20 protein-coding genes and 1 pseudogene are annotated in these 26,998 nt (G+C 34.5%); 20 read left to right on the top strand and 1 reads right to left on the bottom strand.

Annotated elements, in window-relative coordinates:
* The 20 genes and pseudogenes from folC to GA0061081_RS06765 all read left to right on the top strand — a co-directional run bounded on the left by folC (nt 1) and on the right by GA0061081_RS06765 (nt 24,785).
* On the top strand, nt 1–1,272 hold the full coding sequence (gene folC, locus GA0061081_RS06670; RefSeq protein WP_091348610.1) for a bifunctional tetrahydrofolate synthase/dihydrofolate synthase: 1,272 nt from the start codon (nt 1–3) through the stop codon (nt 1,270–1,272).
* A gap of 12 nt (nt 1,273–1,284) precedes the next feature.
* Nucleotides 1,285–1,875 carry an SPOR domain-containing protein gene (locus GA0061081_RS06675; protein ID WP_091348614.1) on the top strand — a complete coding sequence of 197 codons (591 nt, stop codon included), beginning with the start codon at nt 1,285–1,287 and terminating at the stop codon, nt 1,873–1,875.
* Nucleotides 1,876–1,952: 77 nt separating this feature from the next.
* Nucleotides 1,953–2,438 (top strand): CvpA family protein, encoded by a 486-nt coding sequence (locus GA0061081_RS06680; RefSeq protein WP_091348777.1) that lies wholly within the window; start codon nt 1,953–1,955, stop codon nt 2,436–2,438.
* A gap of 18 nt (nt 2,439–2,456) precedes the next feature.
* Nucleotides 2,457–3,974 carry an amidophosphoribosyltransferase gene (gene purF / locus GA0061081_RS06685; RefSeq protein WP_091348618.1) on the top strand — a complete coding sequence of 506 codons (1,518 nt, stop codon included), beginning with the start codon at nt 2,457–2,459 and terminating at the stop codon, nt 3,972–3,974.
* A 388-nt stretch (nt 3,975–4,362) separates the two neighbouring features.
* Nucleotides 4,363–7,041, top strand: coding sequence for an inverse autotransporter beta domain-containing protein (locus GA0061081_RS06690; protein ID WP_209435383.1), 2,679 nt, complete (start codon nt 4,363–4,365; stop codon nt 7,039–7,041).
* A 117-nt stretch (nt 7,042–7,158) separates the two neighbouring features.
* Complete coding sequence (locus tag GA0061081_RS06695) at nt 7,159–8,223, top strand: hypothetical protein (RefSeq protein ID WP_091348622.1); 1,065 nt, start codon at nt 7,159–7,161, stop codon at nt 8,221–8,223.
* Between the two features lie 226 nt (nt 8,224–8,449).
* Nucleotides 8,450–8,656 (top strand): YheU family protein, encoded by a 207-nt coding sequence (locus GA0061081_RS06700; protein ID WP_091348626.1) that lies wholly within the window; start codon nt 8,450–8,452, stop codon nt 8,654–8,656.
* Between the two features lie 86 nt (nt 8,657–8,742).
* Nucleotides 8,743–9,375, top strand: a complete 633-nt coding sequence (gene crp, locus GA0061081_RS06705) for a cAMP-activated global transcriptional regulator CRP (RefSeq protein WP_065560787.1) — start codon at nt 8,743–8,745, stop codon at nt 9,373–9,375.
* A 51-nt stretch (nt 9,376–9,426) separates the two neighbouring features.
* Nucleotides 9,427–10,158, top strand: a complete 732-nt coding sequence (locus GA0061081_RS06710) for an undecaprenyl pyrophosphate synthase (protein ID WP_091348628.1) — start codon at nt 9,427–9,429, stop codon at nt 10,156–10,158.
* Nucleotides 10,152–10,994 (top strand): phosphatidate cytidylyltransferase, encoded by an 843-nt coding sequence (locus GA0061081_RS06715; RefSeq protein ID WP_091348630.1) that lies wholly within the window; start codon nt 10,152–10,154, stop codon nt 10,992–10,994. The genes GA0061081_RS06710 and GA0061081_RS06715 overlap by 7 nt, the downstream gene beginning before the upstream one ends.
* A 13-nt stretch (nt 10,995–11,007) precedes the next feature.
* Complete coding sequence (gene rseP / locus GA0061081_RS06720) at nt 11,008–12,327, top strand: RIP metalloprotease RseP (RefSeq protein WP_167349324.1); 1,320 nt, start codon at nt 11,008–11,010, stop codon at nt 12,325–12,327.
* A gap of 25 nt (nt 12,328–12,352) precedes the next feature.
* A complete protein-coding gene (gene bamA / locus GA0061081_RS06725; RefSeq protein ID WP_091348637.1) occupies nt 12,353–14,776 on the top strand; it encodes an outer membrane protein assembly factor BamA in 2,424 nt (807 codons plus the stop codon).
* Between the two features lie 35 nt (nt 14,777–14,811).
* Nucleotides 14,812–15,300 (top strand): OmpH/Skp family outer membrane protein, encoded by a 489-nt coding sequence (locus GA0061081_RS06730; RefSeq protein ID WP_160402096.1) that lies wholly within the window; start codon nt 14,812–14,814, stop codon nt 15,298–15,300.
* Nucleotides 15,300–16,328 carry a UDP-3-O-(3-hydroxymyristoyl)glucosamine N-acyltransferase gene (gene lpxD, locus GA0061081_RS06735; protein ID WP_091348644.1) on the top strand — a complete coding sequence of 343 codons (1,029 nt, stop codon included), beginning with the start codon at nt 15,300–15,302 and terminating at the stop codon, nt 16,326–16,328. Before GA0061081_RS06730 ends, lpxD begins: the two co-directional genes overlap by 1 nt.
* Before the next feature lie 108 nt (nt 16,329–16,436).
* Entirely contained in the window at nt 16,437–17,738 is a 1,302-nt protein-coding gene (tig, locus tag GA0061081_RS06740) for a trigger factor (RefSeq protein WP_091348647.1), read from the top strand.
* A 93-nt stretch (nt 17,739–17,831) separates the two neighbouring features.
* Entirely contained in the window at nt 17,832–18,434 is a 603-nt protein-coding gene (gene clpP / locus GA0061081_RS06745) for an ATP-dependent Clp endopeptidase proteolytic subunit ClpP (RefSeq protein WP_091348650.1), read from the top strand.
* A gap of 10 nt (nt 18,435–18,444) precedes the next feature.
* A complete protein-coding gene (gene clpX / locus GA0061081_RS06750) occupies nt 18,445–19,719 on the top strand; it encodes an ATP-dependent protease ATP-binding subunit ClpX (protein WP_091348653.1) in 1,275 nt (424 codons plus the stop codon).
* Between the two features lie 167 nt (nt 19,720–19,886).
* Nucleotides 19,887–22,244, top strand: a pseudogene (gene lon / locus GA0061081_RS06755) (endopeptidase La); the annotation flags it as partial.
* 212 nt (nt 22,245–22,456) lie between these two features.
* Nucleotides 22,457–24,319 (top strand): SurA N-terminal domain-containing protein, encoded by a 1,863-nt coding sequence (locus GA0061081_RS06760; protein ID WP_091348656.1) that lies wholly within the window; start codon nt 22,457–22,459, stop codon nt 24,317–24,319.
* A 154-nt stretch (nt 24,320–24,473) separates the two neighbouring features.
* On the top strand, nt 24,474–24,785 hold the full coding sequence (locus GA0061081_RS06765; protein WP_091348659.1) for a ComEA family DNA-binding protein: 312 nt from the start codon (nt 24,474–24,476) through the stop codon (nt 24,783–24,785).
* Nucleotides 24,786–24,828: 43 nt separating this feature from the next.
* On the opposite strand, the gene priA is transcribed toward GA0061081_RS06765, so the two are convergent.
* The gene (gene priA, locus GA0061081_RS06770; protein WP_091348663.1) at nt 24,829–26,997 is read right to left on the bottom strand and encodes a primosomal protein N'; all 2,169 of its coding nucleotides are present in this window, start codon (nt 26,995–26,997) and stop codon (nt 24,829–24,831) included.
* Nucleotide 26,998 lies beyond the last annotated feature (1 nt).

Consider the following 26,998-nt stretch of genomic DNA (forward strand, 5'->3'; position numbering starts at 1 on the left):
ATGCAAAAACAACAACCAGATGCCATGTCTAATTTAAACGCATGGCTTTGTTATTTAGAGCAATTACATCCTACAACTATCGATTTAGGTTTAGAACGAGTAAAGACGGTTGCTCAGCGCCTTGATTTATTACAACCAGCGCCCTATGTTTTTACCGTTGCAGGTACCAATGGCAAAGGTACAACTTGTCGCACACTTGAAATGATATTACTTGAAAAAACTTTGCAAGTCGGTGTTTATAGTTCTCCTCATTTATTACGTTTTACTGAACGTGTGCGTATTAATAATCAAGAATCAATTGAGCAAGAAACCGTAAAAGCCTTTGTCGAAATAGAAAAAGCCAGAGGTGATATATCACTTACTTACTTTGAATATGCAACGCTTGCTGCGCTTTATCAATTTAAAAAAGCAAAATTAGATGTTGTTATATTAGAAGTGGGACTTGGTGGACGGCTCGATGCAACCAATATAGTTGATGCTGATGTGGCAATAGTTACAACAATTGGTATCGATCATGTTGATTATTTAGGTGATACCCGTGAAAGTATAGGACGTGAAAAAGCAGGTATTTTTAAATCTAAAAGTATCGCTATTGTGGGTGAACCGGAAATACCTACATCTATTTTAGAAGTAGCTAAATCAGTCCATTGTCCTATCTATGCTGTGGGTTGTGATTGGTGTTATCAACCAATAAACGAAAGTTTATGGACGTTTGAATCGCCAATAAAACAGTATAAACATCTACCTATTGCTAATGTTCCTTTAGCTAATGCTGCAACTGCAATTGCCGCCTTAACTTTTTCATCGCTTGAAGTAACACAAGACCAAATAACTAAAGGATTGGCAAATGCCAATTTGACAGGGCGTTTTCAAATTATTCAACGATCACCACTTGTGATTCTTGATGTAGCGCATAATCCACATGCAGCAGCTTATTTAACACAACAATTAGAAAAACTAAAAGCAGAATATTTGAACATCGGTAAAGTTAGATTTGTTGTTGGTATGCTTAAAGATAAAGATATTAAAAGCACTTTATCTATTTTAAAAGGCGATAAATGGTATTGTGCTTCGCTTTATGGTGAGCGGGGGTGTAAAGCCGAGGTGTTAAAACAACATTTATTGAATAAAGGCGAGCTTAATGTATCAACATTTGATACGGTTTTTAAGGCTTATCAAAAGGCAATACATGATGCAAAAAAAGATGATATTATTGTAGTATGTGGCTCATTTCATACAGTATCTGATGTGTTAGCTGAAATTGAGCATTAAGCGAAATTAATCATGACGAACAATCAGCAAATTAATCCTAAAAATCAAAATAGAGTAAGAAATCGGTTTGTCGGTTTCGCTACATTGTTACTCATTATCGCAGTATTTGCTCCATGGATAATAACGGATAAATCCAACTTACAAACATCAACAACGCCTATTTTACAATCAGAAGCTATTAATCATCAAAAGGTTGTAACATCAACTAACGGTGTTGATGATAGTTTTACGAATAATATTCCAGATATTCCTTACATACCTGATTCTGAGCAGAATCCAAGTTCAGATGATTCATCAGATAGTCTTGATAATGCTGATGTCTCCACAATGCAAACTAATCGTTCTATGTCGCAACAGATACAGCAAGAGTCTAAACCTTATATGATTCAGCTTACAGCATTAAAAAATAGGCAAAAAATAGAAGAATTAGTTGCACTATTAAGATTAAATAATTATAGCGTTAGAACAGTTCCTCAAAAACCTGAACCTAACCAGTTGATTAAATTACAGGTTGGTCCTTATGCTAAAAAAGAACAAGCCGAGCAAGTGATTATTAATTTACATAACCTAACAAAATTAAAAGGTATTATCGTTGCTAATTAATCATTGTTTTGCTTTTTGTGTTGTAAACAATAATTAAAATAAACATTAACAATATAAAGTTGTGAGTTATTATGATGATGAACTGGGTTGATTTTACGATTATTGGTGTGATTGCTTTTTCAGCATTAATTAGTATAGTGCGAGGGTTTGTGCGAGAAGCATTATCACTCATTAGCTGGATTTTAGCTTTTTTTATTTCTAGCCGATTTTATATCTATATTACCGATTATTTAACTTATTTTGATAGCGATGTTATCCGCATTGCAGTGGCAATTGTTATTCTATTTATCGCTACATTGTTGGTCTGTTCAATTGTGTCGTATATTATTGGTCAATTAGTCCAAAAAACGGGGTTATCTGGCACTGATCGTGTATTGGGTATTTGTTTTGGTGTGCTACGAGGAATTTTAGTTGTAGCTGCTGTTCTCTTTTTTGTTGATACTTTTACGCCGTTATCACGATCGGTGTATTGGACCCAATCACAACTTATCCCTCATTTCCATTTTATTATCCGTTGGTTTTTTGATTTTATACAACAGTCATCTTCGTTTCTAGTTCAATAAATTTGAGGTAATCATAGTATGTGTGGTGTTGTTGGTATTGTAGGGTGTACTACTGTTAATCAATCTATTTATGATGCATTGACTGTGTTACAACATAGGGGGCAAGATGCTGCAGGTATTGTTACTATTGATAATCAAAATCGATTTCGTTTACGCAAAGCGAATGGTTTGGTTAAAGATGTATTTCAAGAACATCATATGCAGCGGTTGCAAGGTAATTTGGGCATAGGGCATGTTCGTTATCCTACTGCTGGTAGCTCCAGTCCATCAGAAGCACAACCTTTTTATGTTAATTCGCCTTATGGCATTGCGCTTGCACATAACGGTAATTTAACAAATACAGACAAGTTACGTAATAAAGTATTTGAATTAGCAAGAAGGCATATTAATACGAATTCTGATTCCGAGGTTTTACTCAATATTTTTGCTAGTGAGCTCGACAAATTCCCAACTTATCCTCTTACCGCAGATAACATTTTTACCGCAATACATAATGTGCATAATATAATTAAAGGTGCTTATGCTTGTGTTGCGATGATTATTGGCCATGGTCTTGTCGCTTTTCGTGATCCTTACGGGATTAGGCCTTTAGTTATTGGTAAACGGATACTTGAGAACCAACAAATTGAATATATGGTTGCATCAGAAAGTGTTGCATTAGATATTCTTGATTTTGAATTTATGCGTGATGTCCAGCCAGGAGAAGCAATTTATATTACCCAAGATGGCCAATTATATTCTCAGCAATGTTCTGATAATCCTCAATATTACCCATGCATTTTTGAATATGTTTATTTTGCAAGACCAGATTCTTTGATGAATGGTGTATCGGTTTATCAATCACGCATTTTAATGGGACAAAAGCTGGGGAAAAAAATAGCGAGAGAGTGGAAGGACATTGACATTGATGTTGTCATTCCTATTCCCGAGACATCATGTGATGCAGCTCTTGAAATTGCTCGTATTTTGGATAAACCTTACCGACAAGGTTTTGTTAAAAATCGATATGTTGGCCGCACATTTATCATGCCAGGGCAAACAGCCCGTAAATTATCAGTAAGAAGAAAGCTTAATGCAAACCGTATTGAGTTTGAGGGGAAAAACGTATTATTAGTTGATGATTCCATTGTGAGAGGAACAACCTCAAAAGAAATTCTTGAGATGGTGCGCTCAGTTGGTGCTAAAAAAGTTTATTTAGCTTCTGCTGCACCAGAAATTAGGCATCCTAATGTTTATGGTATTGATATGGCTGTTGCAAGAGAACTTATTGCCTACCATAAAACAGTTGATGAAATAGCGAAAGATATTGGTGCTGATAAGCTTATTTTTCAAGATTTATCCGATTTAATTGATTCAATCACGGAGCAAAATCCAAATATTCATCATTTAGAGTGTTCTGTTTTTGATGGAATATATGTTACTGAAGGGGTTGATGATAACTACCTATCATTATTAGAACAAAAAAGAGGTGAAAATAAAAAACACTCAGTTTCTAAAGAATTAGAAAACTTAGAAATTTATAATGAAGGCCAATAAATAACGATAATCCATCAACAAAAAATATTATATAAAAAATTGAAATTACAAATTTAGCTGTTTTTTATTTGTTTCTTGTAAATTTTATTTAAATTTTTATCTGTAATTTTTCCTAATTTCTTAATAATAATTGTAATTTTTAATTGATTAAGTAATTGTATTTTATAAGTATAAAATACAATTTACAAAAAAAATCAAAAAAATAAAGAAATAATTTGGATAAATGACTTTTTTGTAATAAAATTGAAAAGGCTAGGTAATGTAAAGAAATGTAAAGAGCATAAAATATAAAAATAAATGAGCACATAAATACTTAATGAAGACAAGTTAGTCTTAGTTAGAAATTCTGTGTTATGCGGTTTGTCGTAGGAAAATAAGGAATGTTAAGATGAGAAAAAATCTTAATTTAACAATTATCTCTGCATTTGTGATTGCTACATTAGGATGGCAGTCAGCTTTTGCTATTGGCTCTCAGAAACCACAAGATTCTGTAGATAGCAATAAGATAATTAAGTTAAAAGATGGTTCAAAAGCTCGTGAGATGATAAATGATCAACAGCGCAGTCTTTATCAAATTGCACTGTTAAGTAGTATTTCGGTTTCGGAATTACGGGCAATGAATGCAGGGCGCTTTGATAAAAAAGATGTAGTTGAGGTCGGAGAGCGCTTGGTCTTGCCTGAAAGCTCACCATTATTGCCTGCAATTAAACAAAAAAGTAATAAAAACGATAAGTATGCCAATCTACCTCAGTTAGGCTCAGATGAAAATTATAATGTAAAAAAAGATAAAGACACACTTTCGACCCAAGTCGCTTCAACATTACAAACCTTAGCTAGTCAAGATTGGAAACAAATAACTTCGTCAGATAACGGAGGCTTATCTGGGCATTTAAAGAATAGAGGTAAAGATTACGCAGAGAATTATGTGCGTAATGGAGCTAAAAATCAAGTTGTAGATCCTGCTCGTAGCGCTGTTCAAGACTTTTTAGGGCGTTTTGGTACAGCTCAATTGCAGTTTGATTTGAGTGACAAAGGTACATTTAATAATGTCAACCTGAAGTTATTTAGCCCATGGTACGATACCGAAGATACATTAATATTTAGCCAAATGTCGTTTCAAGAATATGAACATAACCGTCGAATAGGTAACTTTGGTGTTGGTCAACGTTGGGATGTAGATGATAAAAAATGGCTACTTGGTTATAACGTATTTTTTGATCATGACTTTCAACGTGCGCACAATCGTTTAGGTGTTGGTGCCGAAGCATGGACTGATTATATGAAGTTTGCTGCTAACTATTACCACCCTTTATCTGATTGGAAGGATTCTAGAGACTTTGATGATTACTTAGAACGAGCCGCAAGAGGTTTTGACGTTCGATTCCAAGGTTATTTACCACAATATCCACATTTGGGTGGATCACTTATGTATGAGCAATACTATGGTGATAAAGTCGCATTATTTGGTAAAGATAATTTACAAAAAGATCCAAGAGCCGTTACTGTAGGGCTTGATTATACACCAGTTCCTCTTTTTACTATCAAAGCAGATCATAAACGAGGGCAAGATAACAAAAAGGCAACTAAAGCTGAGTTAACGATGAACTATCGTATTGGTACTCCATTAAAAGACCAATTAGATCCAGATATGGTTCAATCTGCTCGTTCTTTAAAGGGTAGCCGTTATGATTTAGTCGATCGTAATAATTACATTGTTCTCGAATATAAAGAAAAGAAAATGTCTGTCGATTTGGGGCTTGAACAAACTCAGTTAATTGAGGGACAAACCTATCCATTAAGTGTTAGCGTTCATAATGCTAAAAACTTACAAAGTTTAGCATGGGCAGGTAATATGCTAGACATTGATGCTGGTGGCGGTTTCTTATGTGCGACAGTGGGGGTATGTACTGCTTCTTCATGGCTTAATCCACCAATTGATACAAATAACTGGAAAATTGTTGCCCCTAGTTATGTTAGTGCAAATGGTCAGCGGCTACCTGTTAGCACAAATGGAAAATATTCTTTATCTTTATCCGTCTCAGATAGTCGCGGTAAATCTGCAACATCTAACACTGTTAGTTTTGAGGTATTACCAGACCCTGTGATGCGTAAAGTCGGTGTATGGGCTGTTGATACTTCAGGAAATAAGACAGTAATGACGTCTCAAACGGCTGATGGGTTAAGTAGTTTGACAGTATTAGCAACTCTTGTTAAGCCTAAAGTGTACAATGGCGCAATTAACACATTTCTAGATGTAGATGGATTTAGTGATGAAAATGTAACGAACAGTATTCCTGAAACATTTAGCGAATTTTCAAAATTATGGACGGCGACGAGTAATGGTAGAAAAATTGCTTTAATTGACGGTACTTCTGGCAATATAAACCAATGTCCAGGGCAAATTGCTTGTGTTATTGTGAAATCATTTGAAAAAGTAGTAAAAGACCATAATGTATCATCTCGTGCTTCAACTGCTGCTGGTTTACAAGTAATTGGCGATAGTTATGCATTGGATGTTGCTTCAAATATTACTGGAGCGGTTGATTTTTCAATTTCGCTAGAACAGTATGGTTTGGGTAAGTCATTTAATAGTGCTACCGTCGATTTTACTGGTGGTAGTGCAGGTCTCCTTGAAGTTTGGAATACTTCTGGAGTACTAGTTGCTAGAAGTTCAGGTTCTTTACTTCAGTTTGACCCTGCAGGTCCAAACGAATGGCGTGTTGGTAAGGAATATCTTGTTAAAGCCTTTGCAGCTGATGGTACTCCAATCGTTAATCCATATGTGATTTGGTCATTGGTTGGTTCAAATGCAGATGCTTGTCTTGGTGTTGCCCCGACAACATTACCAAATGCTGCTAGTAATCCAAATGGGCCTTGGTTTAACGTTGCAATGGGAACTGATGCCCATTATATTATAAAAGGTAGAAACGACAGTTATGCAACATCAGGTACTAGTATTCCAGCGGTACAAGGTGCACCAAATAATCTAGATTTAAGGCAAGTAACATCTTCTCCTCGTGCATGTGCTGGGGACCAAGGATTCAAGTTGCAAGTAACCGTTTTATGATAAATAAAAGTTTAGATTACCGATAACTGTCGGTAATCTAGTAGAAGGGACACCAACTTAATGGTGTGTTTGTATAACTATAATACATTAGTTTATAGAAAAAATAGGAAGTTAAACATGAAAAATCTTACAATTAAAAAAGTTGCACTAGGCTTGTTTTTAGCTGGCTATGCAGCAAGTAGTGCATTTGCTGCTTTACAGAAAGAAACTGCTAATCTTATCAGCGGTAATGCACCAGTATTGAAATCCCATGCAGGTGTAGCTGACAAATTGACTGTCGATGTATTCCATGCGGATGGCTCAGCATACGTTGCAGGTGACGTAGTTAGAGTAGGTGATAAAGTTCATATCAAATATCGATTAGCCGATTTAGATGGTGATACTGATACTGCTAATGCAGGAAAAGTAAAAGCGTCACTCGAAGTTTCTGGAAAAGATTCAAGTGGTAACTGGGCTCCCATTTCAATACCTACGGTAGTATCAACTTATGATGCTACCGATCCGGAATTAGGTGAACTTGTATTTGAAATTACCAATGATTTCGTTGGTAAAAGCAACATCGGTTTCAAGGTTTTAGCAGAAACTGAATTTGGTCTTCCTACAAAAGGTAAGTGGGTATGGGTAAGTGATATCTTCGGGGCAGGCGACCCTGCTCATGGTACTAATCCACCAAGTAACCCTGGAGCTCCTGGTGATAATGGTAACCCTGGGGGGCCTGGTGAGGGTAACATCCCTGGTACAAACCCTGGCCCTATTATGCCTTCAGGTGGTGTGTTAGGTATTTTCCTAGTTAATAGCACAGGTGACCTTGTAAGTCGCGAAAGCTATACTAATTTAGGTTCTACTTTAACACCTAAATATGGCGAAAGATATGCAGCTATAGTATGGGATGATGCAAATAGTAATGGTACTTATGAGGCTGGTGAAACTGAGTTTACTAGTGGCTTTAAATTTGAATGGCATGTAGTAGGTAATGGAAATCTTCCTGTTGGTACAAATGGTAATATAGGTGGTGTACCAGCTGAATCTGGCTTCCTTACCGGTGATGGAAATAGAGCAGGTACAAATGATACTATCTTCTTAGGTTCTAGTACCTCTGGTACTAAGCATAACAGTGTTTATAGCTTTAGCACCCATAAAGCAGGTATTCAAGGCTACCAACTTCAAGTTAAAACATTGTAAGCTAGTTTCTTACATTATAAAAACCACTCTTCGGAGTGGTTTTTTTATTAGCTTGTGGTTTTAATTTAATATTGAACGTATTAGGTAAAATATAGTTTGCATCTTGTCTATTTAGCCTTGATATAAAACCGATAAACTCAGTAAAACTATAATAATTAAATTCTCACTTCTTATTATTAATTTAATCATTTAAAATGGCATCAAATTTAACTCGATGTAATTTACAATGAATATTCCCTGGCAAGATCTTGACCCTGAAACGTTAAATAACCTTATAGAATATTTTGTATTGCGTGAAGGTACTGATTACGGTTTACACGAAACATCATTACAAGAAAAAGTGAACGATGTTAAACTTCAGTTAGCAAATGGTTCTGCAGTCATATTTTGGTCACAATTACATGAAACAATTGATATTAAACTAATTAAATAATGATTAAAATGATTGTATGGTAATATATGATTTATTGTGTAACTTTGTTATAGTGTCTTGGATGTAAATTAAATAGAGAGGTAGCAATAATGATTGGTAAACCGCAATCGGATACAACGTTAGAATGGTTTTTATCTCACTGCCATATTCATAAATACCCAGCTAAGAGCACCCTTATACACCAAGGTGAAAAAGCAGAAACTCTCTATTATATTTTAAAAGGTTCTGTCGCTGTTTTGATTAAAGATGATGAAGGTAACGAAATGATTTTGTCTTACTTGAATCAAAATCAGTTTTTAGGTGAATTAGGCCTTTTTGAAGAAGGCACCGAGCGAAGTGCTTGGGTTAAAGCTAAAACAAGTTGTGAAGTGGCCGAAATTTCATACAAAAAATTTAAACAACTTGTCCAAGTTAATCCTGATATTTTAATGCGTCTTGCGAGCCAAATGGCAAGTCGATTACAAGTAACTTCTGAAAAGGTCAGCAATTTAGCATTTTTAGATGTAGCTGGACGCATTGCACAAACACTTTTAAATCTTGCAAAACAACCTGATGCAATGACTCATCCTGATGGTATGCAAATTAAAATTACACGGCAAGAAATAGGGCAAATAGTTGGTTGTTCACGAGAAACAGTTGGCCGAATTTTAAAAATGCTTGAAGATCAACATTTGATTTCTGCACATGGCAAAACGATTGTTGTTTATGGTACACGTTAATTGGTCAAAATAATAAATTGATAAAATGATTGATACAATACGAGATATGGCATGACTCAAGAAAGATGTATTCCAAGTCATGTGGCTATAATTATGGATGGAAATGGACGCTGGGCACAACAACGTAACCAATTGCGTGTCATTGGTCATCGAGCAGGTTTAAAAACTGTACGAAAAATTGTTGCTTATGCGGCAAGATTGAAGGTGAAAGTTCTTACTTTATACGCATTTAGTAGTGAAAACTGGAAGCGTCCGCCTAATGAAGTTTCAGCTCTGATTTCTCTTTTTATTTATGCATTAAATCGAGAAATCAAAAACTTACATAAAAATAATGTTCGCTTGAATATTATTGGTGATATTTCTCGGTTTAGTGAACATTTGCAAGAAATGATTGTTCGCGCAGAAGATCTAACCAAAAACAATTCAGGCCTTGTTCTGAATATTGCTGCCAATTATGGTGGACGTTGGGATATCTTACAATCTGCAAAAAAAATGGCTATGCAAATAAAAAAGGGAGAAATCACTTTAGAACAAGTGACAGAAGATCGTTTTGCTTCAATAATGTGTATGGGAAAATTTCCCGAAGTTGATTTAGTTATTCGTACAGGTGGTGAATATCGGATTAGTAATTTTTTACTATGGCAAATTGCTTATTCTGAGCTTTACTTTACCGATACCTTATGGCCTGATTTTAATCAGACTTTATTTGATGAAGCAATCAATGTATTTAATGCCAGAGAACGACGTTTTGGAGGCATTCATAATAAGGAACACTCATGTTAATCCATCGTATACTTGCTGCAATTGTGCTTATTCCGCTTGTTATAGCGGTTGTTTTTTTTGTCCCGTTATCAGTATTTTCTTTAATTATTATTCTGGTTTGTGGACTAGCAGCGTGGGAATGGGCTCAGTTTCTTCATATTACTAACAAGTATTCAAGGTTGGTTTTTGCTATTTCAATCGTTGTTTTGCTAAGTATACTTTATTTGATTCCCAATTCCTGCGAACTAAAAATAAGGGTATTTGCCGTTATTTTATTTTTATCGATTATATGGTGGATAATTGCTTTGTGTTTAGTACTTAGCTATCCTGATACAACTAAATATTGGCGTAATTCAATTGTTATAAAATTGTTATTTGCTTTTTTTACTTTAGTGCCGTTTTTTATTAGTATGATTGAATTACGATCCATTAACTATAATTCTAATTCTTATATAGGCGCAATTTGGTTGCTTTATGTCTTTGTGCTAGTATGGGCTACAGATACTGGCGCTTATTTTGCAGGGCGAACATTTGGTAAGCGAAAATTAGCAGCAAAAGTATCACCAGGTAAGACTATAGAGGGCTTTATTGGTGGTGTTAGTTTGGCAGTCATTATTAGTCTAATTGCTTACTTTTTTAATTTGTTTGATATGGCATTTAGCGTATTTTTTATTAGCTCTTTGTTAGCAATTTTTGTTTCAGTATTAGGTGATTTAACTGAAAGTATGTTTAAGCGTGAAGCTGGCATTAAAGATAGTGGTCATTTAATTCCGGGGCATGGTGGTATTTTAGATCGTATTGACAGTTTAACTGCTGCTGTTCCTGTTTTTACTGCATTATCTTTTTGTTTACTATAAAAGGTGATAGATTTTGCTGTGGTCACTATTATTATTTGTTATTACTATCAGTATATTAGTTACTATTCATGAGTTCGGGCATTTTTGTGTTGCTCGCTTATGCCAGGTTAAAGTTGAATGTTTTTCAATTGGCTTCGGTAAAAAACTTTGGTCACATAAATTTTTAAGTGGAACCGAGTTGGTAATTGCTATGATTCCACTTGGCGGTTATGTTAAAATGCTCGACGGAAGAGCAACAATCTTATCAAGCAATAACGAAAAATTTGCATTTGATAAAAAAAAGATTTGGCAACGTGCTTTAATTATTTTTGCCGGTCCATTTGCTAACTTTATATTAGCTTTGATTATCTATTGGATTATTTTTTTGATAGGGGTAGTACATTATCCAGTTAAAGTAAAAGATGTAATACCTAACACACCAGCAGCTTTGGTCTCAATCCCATCTGGCGCTGAGTTGAAGACCATTGATAATGTTAAAATTGAAAATTGGAATGATGTCAATTTGGCCTTAATTGCTGTAATGGGTAAAACAAATATAACTTTCTCTTATATTGATAGTAGTGATGATAGTAATCAAAAAGAAGTGAAAAAAAGTGTAGATATTAACAATTGGCATTTTGATATAGAAAAAGATTCAGCTATTATGGCGTTTGGTTTTGTGCCTAAAGAGTTGGAAATTTATCCAATTGTGAGTAAAATTGTACCAGATTCTGCTGCTGAGCGGGCAGGTTTACGTGTTGGCGATAAAATTATTGGTTATAATGAGCAATCGTATGTAGATTGGCGTGATTTTTCCAATACAATTAAAAAAGCTCAAGCTATCACTTTAAAGGTTAATCGAAAAAATAAAGATATTTATCTTAAACTCGTACCAACCGTTCAAAAGAACGGAGAAGGTGTTGCAGGTTTATATCCTACATCTGATGCGATAGTTGTTCAGTATGGTTTTTTCGATGGGTTGAATAAAGGTATTGCGCAAACATTGTTAACCACAAAGTTAACAATTCGTTCGCTTTATCAATTAGTAACAGGTGTTATTGGATTAAAACATTTATCAGGACCAATAACAATAGCAAAAAGCGCAGGGCAAACAGCAAGTTATGGTTTTACTCCTTATTTATATTTTCTAGCCTTTATCAGTATAAGTTTAGGGGTTATCAATCTTGTTCCATTACCTATGTTAGATGGCGGCCACCTTATTTTTTTATTATTTGAAAAAATAAACGGAAAAGCCTTATCAAATAAAGCCCAAGAGCGTTTTTTTCGTATTGGCTTTTTTTTATTAATGGTAATAATGGGAATTGCACTATTCAATGATATTTTACGATTGTGATGGAATGAGGTTATAAACATTTACGATGAAAATAAATAAATTACTTATAGCATCTTTGCTGTTCAGTACGACAGCCGTATATAGTTCCAATGCATTTTGTGTTGATGATTTTGTGGTGAAAGATATCAAATTTGAAGGTTTGCAGCGTGTGACAGTTGGTGCTGCATTACTTGAAATGCCAATTCAAATTGGTGATTATGTTAATGAAGCTGATTTAGGCCGTATCATCAAATCACTTTATGCCAGTGGTAACTTTGATAATATTACTGTTTCTCGTGATGGTGATCAGCTAATTATTCATGTTGAAGAACGTCCTACTATTGCAAGCATCACTTTTTCCGGTAATAAATCAGTAAAAGATGACATGCTTAAGAAAAATCTAGATAGTTCGGGTATCCGTGAAGGCGAAGCGTTAGATCGTACTATGCTTTCAGGTATAGAAAAGGGCTTAGAAGATTTTTATTACAGTGTTGGTAAGTACAATGCTCAAGTTAAAGCTGTTGTAACTCCTTTATCTCGTAATCGTGTTGATTTAAAGTTAGTTGTTGCTGAAGGTAAATCGGCGTTAATCGATCAGATCAATATTGTTGGAGCTAAGGCTTTTTCATCAGAAGAACTTATTGCGCGCTTTACTTTGCGTGATGAGGTGCCTTGGTGGAATATGCTTGGCAATCGTAAATATCAAAAACAAAAATTATCTTCAGATTTAGATGAGTTGCAGAGCTTTTATTTAAATCGAGGTTACGCTCGTTTTAATATAGAGTCAACGCAAGTTAGTTTAACGCCAGATAAAAAAGGCATTTACGTTACAATTAATATTCATGAAGGTGAACAATATAAAGTATCTCAACTTGAATTTATGGGTAATTTTGCAAATCATAAAGATGCGATTGCTAAAATTGCTAATGAAAAAGTAGAGATTGGTGAACTTTATAATGGCAAAAAAATAACCGAAATTGAAGATAATGTTAAACGTCTACTTGCTAATTTTGGTTATGCATACCCTAGGGTTTCGATTCAACCAGAAATGGACGATGCCGCACATACAGTTAAATTAGTTGTTCTTGTCGATGTAGGTCAACGTTTTTATGTTCGCAATATTAAAATAGTCGGTAATACCATCACAAGTGAAAGTGTAATTCGCCGCGAACTTCGACAAATGGAGGGCGCGTGGTTAAGTAATGGATTAGTTGAATTAGGTAAAGAACGTTTAAGTCGACTTGGTTTTTTTGATACTGTTGAAGCAAATACTGAACGAGTACCAGGCGTAGATGATCAGGTTGATATCATTTATAAAGTTGCTGAACGTAATACAGGTAGTATTAAATTTGGTGTCGGTATCGGTTCTGATAGCGGTCTCAGTTTCAACGCTGGTATTTCTCAAGATAACTGGTTAGGTACAGGGAATAGTGTTTCATTTGATGTTAATACTACTGATACAGATAAAACAGCATCTATTTCTCTTGTTGATCCTTATTTTACAGTTGATGGAGTAAGTTTAGGCGGTAGTATTTACTATAATACCTATAAAAATGACGATAAAGATGATGAGTCAGAATACTCAAGTAAAACATGGGGTGCATCGGCAAATTTAGGATTCCCTATTAGTGAAAATAATTTTGTTCGATTTGGTACAGAATTTGCTAATCATAAATTATCGGATATGCAACCACAGTATAGTATGTGGCGTTATTTTGATTCTATGGGTAAAAAAGCAAAAGATGAGCATTCATTTACGTATGATACAAATGATCTATTGTTGAATGCTTATTGGACATACAACTCTTTAGATCGTGGATTCTTTCCTACTGATGGTTTAAAAATGACTGCTAATGCTAAAATCACCGCACCTGTATTTGATAATCGATTCTATAAACTGATATCGGATGCATCTTACTATTATCCAATTGACAATGACCATAATTGGATATTCTTAACTCGTGCTCGATTTGGTTATGGTGGTGGTTTAGGTGGTAAAGAGTTGCCATTTTATGAAAACTTCTATGCTGGTGGGGCATCAGTATTGAGAGGGTTTAAATCAAATACTGTTGGTCCTAAAGCAGTATATCTTAATAAAGCTGGCGTTTGTGATAGTTTAGAACGTACATCTGGATGCACAAAATCAAAAGATGCCGTAGGTGGTAATGCTATCGCTTTTGTTAGTACAGAGCTAATTGTTCCAACTCCATTTGCTGGAGAAAAATACGCTGATAATCTTAGAACATCTCTATTTTTTGATGCAGGTACAGTATGGGATACTGAATGGAACTTAAAGGGGAAAGATATTCCCGATTATAGCTCTCCATCTGATATTAGAATGTCAGCTGGTCTTGCTGTTCAGTGGATGTCACCATTAGGTCCTTTGGTATTTTCTTATGCTCAACCATTTAAGAAATATGATGGTGACTCATCACAACAATTCCAGTTTAATATAGGTTCTACATGGTAATTCATGTTATAAATAAAAATACATAGGTGATTAAAGTGAAAAAAATTATAGCTGTTTTAGGCATTAGTGCCGCATTACTTTTTGCTGGATTTGCAAATGCTGAAGTTAAATTGGGTGTGATTAATGTTGAATCAGTATTAGAACGGATGCCTCAACGTGAATCAGTAAGAAAAATGTTGAAAAATGAATTTGAAGCAAGAGCCAACTCATTGCAAGAAGAAGAAAAAAAATCTAAAGAAGCTATCGCTCGTCTAAAGAAAGATGGTTTAACATTATCTTCTTCTGAAAAAGCTAAATTAAATAAGGTAATTTCCGATTTTGAAAGTAAGGCTGATGCGTTTTCAGTAGATTATCAAAAACGTCAAAAAGAAGAGGCTGAAAAATTATTTACTAAAATCCAAGAGGCAGTTAAAGATATTGTTGCAACAGAAGGATACGATGTTATTTTAAGCGCTGGAGCTACATTGTTCGCATCAGATGCAGTTGATATTTCAGATAAAGTGTTGGAAAAGGTTAAGAACTAATGTTTTCCATTCGTTTAGAGCAATTAGCTAAGCAACTTGATGCCGAGTTACATGGTGATGGTAATGTAATCATCACCGGTATAGCATCAATGAAAAGTGCGGTATCTGGGCAAATTACTTTTTTGTCTGATAAAAAATTACAAAGTAATTTATCAACATGTAAAGCTTCTGCTGTCGTAATGACTAGAGAGAGTGTTGAACATTGGGGTGGGGCTGCTCTTATTGTTAAAAATCCTTATCTTGCATATGCAAAATTAGCGCAAATCCTTGATACTACGCCAACACCAGCAAAAGATATCGCACCGACAGCAGTAATTGATTCAACTGCTCAGCTAGGTTGCAATATTTCGATTGGCGCTAATGCTGTCATCGAAAGCGGTGTTGTATTAGGTGATAATTGTGTTATTGGTGCAGGTTGTTTTATTGGTAAGAATACAACAATCGGTGCTGGTACAAAATTATGGGCTAATATTTCTATTTATCATAATTGTATTATTGGTGAAAATTGCTTAATTCAGTCTGGAACTGTAATTGGCGCAGATGGATTTGGTTATGCTAATGATAAAGGTAAATGGATTAAAATTCCCCAACTAGGTCGTGTTGTTATTGGTAATAATGTTGAAATTGGCGCCTCAACAACAATCGATCGTGGTGCGTTAGATGATACTGTTATAGGTAATGGTGTGATTATTGATAATCAATGCCAAATAGCTCATAACGATATTATCGGTGATCATACAGCGGTTGCTGGTGGTGTTATTATGGCTGGTAGTTTGACTATTGGTCGCCATTGCTTAATTGGTGGAGCTAGCGTGATTAATGGACATATGGAAATATGTGATCAAGTTACCGTAACTGGTATGGGGATGGTAATGCGCCCAATTACACAGCCAGGTGTTTACTCATCAGGTATTCCATTGCAAGAAAATAAAGTATGGCGTAAAACCGCGTCGTTAGTTTTACATATTGACGAAATGAATAAACGCTTGAAAGCACTTGAGAAGAAACAATTAAATGTCTCGACGTAGACGATTACGGTCGGTATAATGCATGCCTATTTTTAATATTTTTTTAGCTCAGTTATCGTTTTTATATAATTATGGACGGATAACATTCAATAATTTCGAGGTATAAAGATGCAAGTTTCGGTAGAAACAACAAAAGGTTTAGGTCGACGTTTATCAATTACAATTAAATCAGAAGACATCAAAAAAGCGGTTGATAAAGAACTAATTAATACTGCAAAAAAAGTACGTATTGACGGTTTTCGTAAAGGAAAAGTACCTTTAAAGATTGTTGAACAACGTTATGGGGCTTCTATTTTACAGGACGCATTAGGTGATTTGATGCAACGAAATTTTGTTGAAGCAATTATTCAAGAAAAATTAAATCCAGCAGGCGCTCCAACTTATACTCCACAAGAATATAAAAATGGTGAAGATTATACCTTTACTGTTGAATTTGAAGTATATCCAGAAATTAAAGTTGAAAATTTAGATAAAATTGAAGTTGAAAAACCGATAGCAGAAGTTGTAGATGCTGATATAGAGACGATGATCGAAACTTTACGCAAACAACAAGGTGCTTGGAAAGAGGTTAAAAAAGCAGCTCAAGATCAATATCGTGTTACTTTGGATTTTGTTGGTCAGGTTGACGGTGCGGAGTTCGAAGGTGGTAAAGCAAATGATTTTGCATTGGTTTTAGGTCAAGGTCGCATGATTCCTGGGTTTGAAGATGCAATTATTGGTCATAAAGAAGGTGACCAGTTTGATATTAATGTGACTTTCCCAGAAGATTATCATGCCGAAAACCTAAAAGGTAAACCCGCTATATTTGCGGCAACACTTAAAAAGGTTGAAGAGCTTGAGTTACCAGAGCTTACAAAAGATGTTATTAAACGCTTTGGTATCGCTGATGGTACTGTTGAAAGCTTACGAGCTGAAGTTTGTAAGAACATGACTAGAGAGCTCAATGCAACAATTCGTAATAAAGTCAAAACGCAAGCTATTGATGGTTTAGTTAAAAATAATGAAATTGATATACCTGTGGCATTAATCGACCGCGAAGTTGATGTGTTACGTAAGCAGGCTTTATCTCGTTTCGGTGGTAATGTAAAACCAGGTATGGAGTTACCTAAAGAACTATTTGAAGCTGAGGCAAGAAAACGAGTGGCTACTGGTTTATTATTTAGTGAAATCATTGAAAGTAATAAACTAACTGCGGATGAAGCGCGTGTTCAAGCGTTAATTGATGAAATCGCAACTGCATATGAAGATCCAAAAGAAGTTTTAGAATATTATCGTAAAGATAAAAAAGCGATGGAGAATATTCGAGCTGTTGCATTAGAAGATCAAGTCGTTGATCTATTATTAGCTAGCGCAAAAGTAACGGAAAAGAATTACTCGTTTTCTGAATTAATGAATCAGCAAATAGCTTAATCTATTTGCTTTTTCATTTAGTCCAAAAAGAGCACTTTAAAGCCCAAATAAGGAATATCTGTTTGGGCTATTTTGTTTAATTAGGAGATAAAAATGCCTTTAGAATCATATATGGGTGTTATTCCAATGGTTGTTGAGCAAAGTTCTCGAGGCGAAAGAGCTTACGATATTTACTCACGATTATTAAAAGAACGAATTATATTTTTGACAGGTCAAGTTGAAGATAATATGGCAAATCTTATTATCGCTCAAATGTTATTTCTAGAAGCGGAAAATCCTGATAAAGATATTCATTTGTATATTAATTCACCGGGTGGCGTGGTTACAGCTGGTATGGCAATCTATGATACTATGCAGTTTATAAAACCAGATGTTAGTACAATCTGTTTGGGGCAAGCATGCTCAATGGGTTCATTGCTTTTAACGGCAGGAACTAAAGGTAAACGTTATTGCTTACCTAATGCTCGTGTAATGATTCATCAGCCATTAGGTGGTTTTCAAGGGCAAGCTTCTGATATTCAAATACATGCACAAGAGATTTTACAAGTAAAGAGTCGTTTAAATAACATTTTAGCAATGCACACAGGTCAAGATATAAGTGTAATTGAAAAAGATACCGATCGTGATAATTTTATGTCTGCCGAAAAAGCAGTTGAATATGGTTTAGTTGATGCCATATACAATAAACGATCTTAATATTAGATAGGTGATAGAAGTGAATAACGAAAATTCAGAAAAATTACTCTATTGTACTTTTTGTGGTAAAAGTGAGCATGAAGTCCGTAAACTTATTGCAGGGCCATCATCTATTTATATCTGTAACGAATGTATAGGATTGTGTAATGATATCTTAAAAGAAGAAACAAAAAGTTTTCTTTCTCATGAAGAGTTTATAAGTAAGCCATTACCAACACCACATGAAATTAGAGAGCATCTTGATGAGTATGTAATTGGTCAAGAACGTGCAAAAAAAGTTTTATCCGTTGCTGTTTATAATCATTATAAACGATTACGTAATTATGCAAGTCGAAGTGATGTTGAATTGGGCAAAAGTAATATTTTGCTTATAGGACCTACAGGAAGTGGTAAAACGTTATTAGCTGAAACATTAGCTCGTTTTTTAGATGTGCCTTTTGCAATGGCAGATGCAACAACATTAACGGAAGCTGGTTATGTAGGTGAAGATGTAGAAAACATTATTCAAAAGCTATTACAAAATTGTGATTATGATGTTGAAAAAGCTCAACGTGGTATTATTTACGTTGATGAAATTGATAAGATTTCACGAAAATCGGATAATCCATCTATTACGAGAGATGTTTCTGGTGAAGGTGTTCAACAAGCTTTACTGAAAATTATTGAGGGAACAATTGCTTCAGTTCCACCAAAAGGAGGGCGTAAGCATCCTCAGCAGGAGTTTTTACAAGTTGATACTTCAAAAATTTTATTTATTTGTGGTGGTGCATTTAGTGGTTTAGATAAAGTTATCGAAAACCGCGTATCAACTAATACAGGAATAGGTTTTGGTGCTGATGTAAAAAGTACTAAGAATAAAATTTCTGAGTCAGAATTATTAGCACAAATCGAAGCTGAAGATTTAGTTAAGTTTGGCTTAATTCCAGAATTTATTGGAAGATTGCCTGTTATTGGTACTTTATCGGAGTTAGATAAAAATGCTTTAATTAATATTCTAACTGAACCTAAAAATGCTTTAACTAAACAATTTCAGACTTTGATTGAATTAGATGGCGTTGAACTTGAGTTTACAAAAGAAGCTCTGGACGCTATTGCTGTAAAAGCAATGCAACGTAAAACAGGGGCAAGGGGATTGCGTTCAATTGTTGAAAATATATTGTTAGATACAATGTATGATTTACCGTCAATGAACTCTATTAAAAAAGTGATTGTAGAAAAAGAAACGGTCGAAAAATATCAAGCACCGAAGTTAGTATACCGAGAAAATGCTGAACTATCTGCTTGAAATATAAACTTGCCATCATAAAAATATGATGGCAAGAACTATAGCCTCAAATTAATACTAAAATAAAGTGCCTTTGAAAACTGTCAATATGTCCCAAAAATAGGCTTGAATGTCTAAAAACGACCCCCATATTTATCTAATGGGTTTGTACTACTAGAGAGAAGAAAATGAAAATAAAACGAACTAAACACATGATTATGCCTATTTTACCATTGCGTGATGTTGTTGTATTTCCACATATGGTAATTCCTCTCTTTGTCGGTCGAAGTAAATCAATACGTTGCCTAGAAAGTGCAATGGAAATGGATAAGCAAGTTTTTCTTGTAACCCAAAAAAATCCTTCCCAAGATGATCCTGATGTAGATGATTTATATGAAGTCGGAACTGTTGCTAATGTCGTACAATTACTTCAATTGCCTGATGGAACTGTAAAAGTTCTTGTTGAAGGTGTTGAACGTGCCAAAATGATGGATATTGCTGTGCATGAAAATAATGAATTTTTTATTGCAAAAGTTAAGCCATTAAGCGAAGTCAAAAAGGCAGAAGATATAAGTGAAGCAATGATCCGCTTAACTTTATCTAACTTTGATGAATATTCAAAGCTTAATAAAAAAATAACTCAGGAAGTTGTTGATTCTATCCGTTTGGTAAAAGAACCATCGCGTTTAGCTGATTCTATTGCTGCTACGCTCTTTTTAAGAGTAGAACAGAAACAAGAGATTCTAGTTGCTGCTAATCTTGTAAAGCGTTTTGAGTTGCTTATTTCATTAATGGAATCAGAAATTGATTTATTACAAGTCGAAAAAAATATTCGACAACGTGTTAAACAGCAAATGGAAAAGGCTCAAAAAGAGTATTATCTGAATGAGCAAATTAAAGCTATTCATAAAGAGTTAGGTGATATAGACAATAAACCTGATGAATATGAAGAGTTAAAAGAAAAAATTACTAAAGCTAAGATGCCGAAAGAGGCTACAGATAAAGCATTAGCTGAACTTAATAAATTAAAAATGATGCCGGCAATGTCTGCTGAAGCGACGGTGGTTCGAAGTTATATCGATTGGATGATTCAAGTTCCTTGGTATAAACGTAGCAAAGTTAAAAAAGATATTGAAGGTGCACAAAAAGTTTTAGATAAAGATCATTATGGACTTGAACGTGTAAAAGATAGAATTTTAGAATATTTAGCGGTTCAAGGCCGTGTTAATAAAGTTAAAGGTCCTATTTTGTGTTTGGTCGGGCCTCCTGGTGTGGGTAAAACCTCGCTAGGTCAATCGATAGCTAAAGCAACAGGTCGTCAGTATATTCGCATGGCGTTAGGTGGCGTGCGCGATGAGGCGGAGATTCGTGGACATAGACGTACTTACATTGGTTCAATGCCGGGCAAATTAATTCAGCGTATGGCAAAAGTAGGTGTTAAGAACCCATTATTTTTATTAGATGAAATTGATAAGATGGCATCGGATATGCGTGGTGATCCTGCCTCAGCATTATTAGAAGTACTTGATCCAGAGCAAAATAATGCTTTTAGCGACCATTATTTAGAAGTTGATTACGATTTATCTGATGTAATGTTTGTTGCAACGGCTAACTCTATGAATATTCCTGCCCCCTTGTTGGATAGAATGGAGGTTATTCGTCTTTCTGGTTATACAGAAGATGAAAAGTTGAATATAGCTAAGCAACATTTAATTACCAAGCAGATAGAAGATAATGGCTTAAAGTCAAAAGAAATTAGCATTGATGATTCAGCCATCATCGGCATTATCCGCTATTATACTCGTGAAGCGGGTGTTCGAAGTTTGGAAAGAGAGATTGCAAAAATTTGCCGTAAAGTTATTAAACAGTTAGCATTAGACAGTAAATTGAAAAAGGTAACTGTGACACAAGATAACTTAAAAGATTTCTTGGGAATACAACGTTTTGATTACGGTAAAACGGATAATGAAAACCGCATCGGCCAAGTTGTTGGTCTTGCATGGACCGAAGTCGGAGGCGATTTGCTTACTATTGAATCGGTAAGTGTACCTGGGAAAGGGAAATTAACTTATACAGGTTCATTAGGTGATGTTATGCAAGAGTCAATACAAACGGCATTGACAGTTGTTCGGTCTCGTGCAGAAAAATTGGGTATTAATAATGATTTTTATGAAAAACGCGATATCCATGTGCATGTACCTGATGGCGCAACGCCAAAAGATGGGCCAAGTGCCGGTATTGCTATGTGCACTTCATTAATTTCAACATTAACTGGTAATCCAGTTCGCTCAGATGTTGCTATGACGGGAGAAATAACATTACGTGGTGAAGTTTTACCCATCGGTGGACTAAAAGAGAAGCTATTAGCTGCGCATCGAGGTGGAATTAAAACTGTATTAATCCCAATCGATAATGTTAAAGACTTAGAAGAAATCCCTGAGAATGTGAAAGCGGAAATTGATATACATCCTGTAAAATGGATTGATGAAGTATTAACAATTGCATTACAAAATAATCCATTAGGTATAGAGTTCGTAGCTAAAAAAACGACATTAAAGCAACCTGTAAAAAAAACTATTAAAAAAATAAAAAGTAGTGTTGGCCGTTCAGCTAGCTTAAATTAATTATTTTTTAATTTGAAAAAGATCAACTTGGTGTTGATCTTTTTTTTTGGACTTAATATTCGGACAATAGCCAATTTAGTTAAATATGCTATACTTTCAAAAATAAACATTAGGTATACGGAGAATCGCAAGAAATGATGGAAACAATCCGAACAGCAGCAAATAATCTTGTTGTTAAGATTATTTTTGCAATAATTATTTTATGTTTCATTTTCACTGGCGTCGGATTTTTAGGTTTTGGCGGTGGTAATAATAGTGCACGTGATCAGCAACAATACATCGCCAAAGTTGATGGTGACGGTATCAGCCGCACTGAATTTGAAGCCCAAGCTAGACGAGCAACAGCGAATACTGGAGGGGATAGTTCTTTTATCAAACAGATACGTCGGGGTGTATTATCAGATCAAATTGATAATTATTTAGCTTATAAATTTTCAGCAAAGATAGGTGTAACTATTAGTAATGAACAGATTAAAAATTACATTAAGAAACAAAGAGATTTTTTTAAAAATGGTAAATTTGATACTCAAAAATATTTAAACCTTCTAGCTGAAAATAATATTACTCCAGATGCTTATGCCGAAATTATAAGAACTGTATTGCAGCAACAACAGGTGATTAATGCTTTGACAAATAGCAGTTTTGTTTTGCCAATCGATTCTGAAATATCTTCACTCAAAAATCAAACTAGAAGTGTATATGCTACTTCAGTTAATACTTCAATAAGTGATATTGATGAAACACATATTACGATAGATGATGAACAAAAATACTATAACGAAAATTTAAAAGAGTTTTTTAGGAAAGAGAGAGTAAAAGTTAAATATATTTTTGTATCAGAAGATGCTATAAGAAAAACAATTGATGTTACTGAAGACGAGATTAAGAATGAGTATAATAAAAATATTAAAACTTATTCTTATCCAGCTAAGAAAGCCTATAGTGTAATTTTTGTTATTGATGAACAGCAAGCTAATCAAATTGCGAAGGATCTTTCTTCTGGAGCTGATTTTGATAATATTGCTAAAACTTTCAATCAAAATCATGATATTTCTCCATATGGTAAAAATGGGTCATTAGGGTGGTTTGCTGATGATGACTCTTTACCTCAAGTTTTTAAAAATGCTCAGTTGAAAAAAGTAGGGAAAATTTCATCACCAATTAAAGTTGACGGCGGTTATGCAATCGTGAAATTAGATGATATACAGCCCTCTAAGGTTATGGATTTTGATTTTGCGAAGTATGAAATTGATTCAAAACTGACTCAACAAAAAATACAGCAGACTTTGGAAAATGACGAAAATAAAATTAAAATTGCATTACATGACTCTCCTAAAAGTATTGAAGAACTTGCTAAGAAAGTTGGACTAGAAGTAAAGACCTCTGATTGGATATTTTTCAACGATAAATTTGGAATAACAACTCATCCTGAAGTTAGTGACGTAGTTTTTAGTGAAGAAATGATAGCCGATGGTAAAGCAACAGGGAAAATTTCTGATTTAATAATTGCTGAAAGGAATTATGGTAGATATGATTTTGTTGTACAAACAATTGATTATCGTCCTGAAGGTGTTGCGCCATTTGATGAGGTGAAAAACGAAATTCATAAAAAACTCTATGCAAAAATGGCTCAAAACCAGTTTAAATCTAGTGTCGATAATATATTGACTCAATTAAATGAAACAGGAGAAGCTAAAAATGTTCAGTTTGCACAAAAATACACCTTGAAACGGAATTCAACCGAACTCGACCCAAAAGTTGTTAATATGGTATTTAATTTAAATCCATCAGCATCAGGAAAGAGGATTTTTGGTGCGGAATTTATCGATGATAAAAGTGCTTATATTGTTGTACTAACTAAGGTAGATACCCCAACAAAATATGAAGATCTTTCTTCTGAGCTGTTACCTTTATTCATTAGTGAAATGCATTATTATCTTGCTGCTGACATACGCTCTAAAGCTAAGATAGAAATTATGCCAGATGCTAATCTGTGATTTAGTTCTCAAAATAGTAGCAATTATCGAAAAAAAGAAAAGTCACTTAGGTGGCTTTTCTCATTCTTGCCATTCATGAAATTTATTTTATTTGATTAAGTGAGATAGTTATAAAGCAAATTTATTTGCCTAACTATTTTGGGAGATTAATCAAATGAAATTATTTTCACTATTATGTATTTTATTATCAAGTTTTGTTTTTTCTAACATAAGCTTTGCCGATTCAACTCCAACGACATCGGCTAAAGTTAAACAAGAACAAAAACAAGTTGTTCAAGTAAATATTAATACTGCAACGGCAGAAGAATTATCAAAAGTATTGACGGGGATTGGGCCAAGTAAAGCCCATAAAATTATCGAATATCGAGAAAAATTTGGCCCTTTTGTTTCGGTTGAGCAGTTAAAAGAAGTTTCTGGTATTGGTCAAGCAACACTAGATAAGAATGCCGGTAAAATAATTTTATAATTTATTATTTCCACCAATTAATATTGGTGGAAATAATATCAATCTAATTATCAATTGGATCGACATCAATACTCCATCTCACTTTCGATGTTTCACTCCATTGACCTATTTCTATTAATAGTTGATTTAATATTTGCTGCAAATGTTGCCTATTTGTATGTTGGAGCAGTAATTGCCAACGATGATAGCCCGCTTTTTTTGGTTGACTTGCAGGCATTGGCCCAAGTTGCCATAACGTATGATTATAATGTGCTTTTAACCAATCATAAATGTGTTGTAAAAGTGTTGGTGCGTAATAATTATTGCGATCTGCTGCACGAATCAATGCTTGATAACTAAATGGAGGTAGTTGGGTTTGTTTTCTTTCTTGTAATGTCAGCTTGGCAAATTTTTGATAGCCTTCAGTTAGTAATACATTAAGTAATGGATGATCAGGATGATACGTTTGTAAAATGACCTGACCAGCTTTTGCTGCACGGCCAGCTCTTCCTGATACTTGTGTATAAATTTGAGCAAATCGTTCAGTTGCTCGAAAATCACTTGAAAATAAAGCTCCATCAACATCTACAATTCCAACCAAAGTTACATCAGGGAAGTGATGTCCTTTTGCCAAAATTTGTGTGCCAACTAAAATGTGTGCACCACCTTGTTGAATACTGTGTAAATAGTTATCTAATGCACCTTTTTTACTAACTGTATCTCGATCAATACGACTAATTTTGATATTAGGAAAAAGAATCTCAAGTTGCTGTTCAAGTTGTTCTGTTCCAAATCCAATCGGCATTAAATGAGTAGAGCCACATTTTGGGCATTGTTTGGGTACTGCTCTTGGTGTATCACAATAATGACAAATCAGCTTGTGTTGTTTCTGATGAAATGTATAGGGCCTATCACAACGAGGACACTCAGCAATCCAGCCACAATCATGACATATTAATAATGGTGAAAAGCCTCGACGGTTTAAAAATAACATTACCTGATTATTATTAGATAAATGTTTTTTTATTTGCTCAATTAATGGTTGTGATAAACCAGCAGTAAGTACTAACCCACGCAAATCTAAAATTGACTGTTTGGCTAACGTTGCATTACCTGCTCTTTCTGTTAATTGTAATAAGTGGTACTTATCGTTTTGTGCATTATTGAGTGTTTCAAGCGATGGTGTTGCAGAGCCTAAAATAATCGGAATATTATTAAATTTAGCTCGTATAATTGCTAAATCTCGCGCATGATAGCGCCAACCCTCTTGTTGTTTATAGGAGCTATCATGTTCTTCATCAATAATAATTACCCCTAAGTCTTTAAATGGGGTAAAAAGTGATGAGCGAGTACCTACAACAATAGCATTTTCTCCATTTTTACTTCTTAACCAAACTGCTAGTCTTTGTTTATCTGTTAATCCTGAATGAAGAATATCAATTGGAGCATTAAAACGTTGTTTAAAACGTTTAATTGTTTGTGGTGTTAAACCAATCTCAGGAACAAGTACTAATGCTTGTTTTCCTGCAGTTAAAATATTAGAGAGTATATTCAAATAGACCTCAGTTTTACCTGAGCCAGTTACGCCTTCTAGTAAAAATACCTCAAATTGTTGATTTTGTTTATTGACTGTTTCTATCGCATAACTCTGCTCTTTATTTAACTGAATTGAACTAGCATTAGCTGAAAAATTTGTTTGCCATTGAATGTGATCTGGCTGGTGGCTTACTTGCTCTATAAGCTGTTTTTTCTGTAATTCGTGATAGACTGTGTTACTTATGTTAGTGTTAGAAATAGTATTATTTCTAAATGATGATAGTAATAATTGTTGTTTTGGGGCTCGTGATAGCGATTCTAAATCAATCTGCTTCCCCAATTGGGTTAATTGCCATTGTTTTATTTCTTCTTTGAACGCATGGCGCCCTTGTCTTAGCAAAATAGGCATAGCATGAAACAGAACCTCGCCGATAGGGTAGTGGTAATAACTAGCAGCCCAGTTTAATAGCTGCCAAATAGAAGGTGTAAAAACTGGTTCACTATCAATAACTGCTTTAATGGTTTTTAGTTTTTTTACATTAAATTCTGTTTTTTCATCAATGTTAACAATAATGCCTATTGTATCTCTTTTACCAAAAGGAACTTTAACCCGCATTCCAACTTGAGCAGGCATCGCTAAGCTATAATCATAAAGTTGATAGAGTGGCACAGGTAAGGCTACATGAGCAATAGGCATT

It is taken from the genome of Gilliamella bombicola (genome assembly GCF_900094945.1).
GTDB lineage: Bacteria > Pseudomonadota > Gammaproteobacteria > Enterobacterales > Orbaceae > Gilliamella > Gilliamella bombicola.

Coding starts and splice junctions, on each gene's coding strand:
- folC (WP_091348610.1), top strand. CDS start 1: ATGCAAAAACAACAACCAGATGCCATGTCTAATTTAAACGCATGGCTT.
- GA0061081_RS06675 (WP_091348614.1), top strand. CDS start 1,285: ATGACGAACAATCAGCAAATTAATCCTAAAAATCAAAATAGAGTAAGA.
- GA0061081_RS06680 (WP_091348777.1), top strand. CDS start 1,953: ATGAACTGGGTTGATTTTACGATTATTGGTGTGATTGCTTTTTCAGCA.
- purF (WP_091348618.1), top strand. CDS start 2,457: ATGTGTGGTGTTGTTGGTATTGTAGGGTGTACTACTGTTAATCAATCT.
- GA0061081_RS06690 (WP_209435383.1), top strand. CDS start 4,363: ATGAGAAAAAATCTTAATTTAACAATTATCTCTGCATTTGTGATTGCT.
- GA0061081_RS06695 (WP_091348622.1), top strand. CDS start 7,159: ATGAAAAATCTTACAATTAAAAAAGTTGCACTAGGCTTGTTTTTAGCT.
- GA0061081_RS06700 (WP_091348626.1), top strand. CDS start 8,450: ATGAATATTCCCTGGCAAGATCTTGACCCTGAAACGTTAAATAACCTT.
- GA0061081_RS06710 (WP_091348628.1), top strand. CDS start 9,427: ATGACTCAAGAAAGATGTATTCCAAGTCATGTGGCTATAATTATGGAT.
- GA0061081_RS06715 (WP_091348630.1), top strand. CDS start 10,152: ATGTTAATCCATCGTATACTTGCTGCAATTGTGCTTATTCCGCTTGTT.
- bamA (WP_091348637.1), top strand. CDS start 12,353: ATGAAAATAAATAAATTACTTATAGCATCTTTGCTGTTCAGTACGACA.
- lpxD (WP_091348644.1), top strand. CDS start 15,300: ATGTTTTCCATTCGTTTAGAGCAATTAGCTAAGCAACTTGATGCCGAG.
- tig (WP_091348647.1), top strand. CDS start 16,437: ATGCAAGTTTCGGTAGAAACAACAAAAGGTTTAGGTCGACGTTTATCA.
- clpP (WP_091348650.1), top strand. CDS start 17,832: ATGCCTTTAGAATCATATATGGGTGTTATTCCAATGGTTGTTGAGCAA.
- GA0061081_RS06760 (WP_091348656.1), top strand. CDS start 22,457: ATGATGGAAACAATCCGAACAGCAGCAAATAATCTTGTTGTTAAGATT.
- GA0061081_RS06765 (WP_091348659.1), top strand. CDS start 24,474: ATGAAATTATTTTCACTATTATGTATTTTATTATCAAGTTTTGTTTTT.
- priA (WP_091348663.1), bottom strand. CDS start 26,997: ATGCCTATTGCTCATGTAGCCTTACCTGTGCCACTCTATCAACTTTAT.